This is a genomic window from Salmonella sp. SAL4457 (assembly GCF_046548235.1).
GTDB classification, from domain to species: Bacteria; Pseudomonadota; Gammaproteobacteria; order Enterobacterales; family Enterobacteriaceae; genus Salmonella; species Salmonella enterica.
Genome location: NZ_JBGDZO010000220.1, coordinates 1 through 325 on the forward strand (window position 1 = coordinate 1; position 325 = coordinate 325).

At 50.5% G+C, this 325-nt stretch carries 1 pseudogene; it reads right to left on the reverse strand.

Going from position 1 to position 325, the window contains the following annotated elements:
- Window positions 1–325 (reverse strand): annotated as a pseudogene (locus ACLJNW_RS24000) (HNH endonuclease); the annotation flags it as partial.

The following is a 325-nucleotide window of genomic DNA, read 5'->3' on the forward strand; positions in this document are numbered from 1 at the left end:
GGCACTTCACAAGGACCATGATGCTGCTTCCATCTGATATGGGCTGCTTCAAGGGCTATAGGGGCGTTATCGTGGCGCATATTGAAGCCGCAGACCGCACATTGATAATTGTAAGCTCGTAGCACCGCCTGGCGGAACTTCGGATCGCGTTGACGCAGAGAGGTGCGAATATCAAAACCCATCTCGTCAGCGATGTCTTCCTGAATACTGGTCGGAAAATGCGCCTCAAGGATCTGCTGCGCCAGCGTGTCGATTAGCTTACGTTTTTTTGTTACCAGCGCGAAATTGACGGCATCAAACCCACCAGCAACATTATATTCAATGA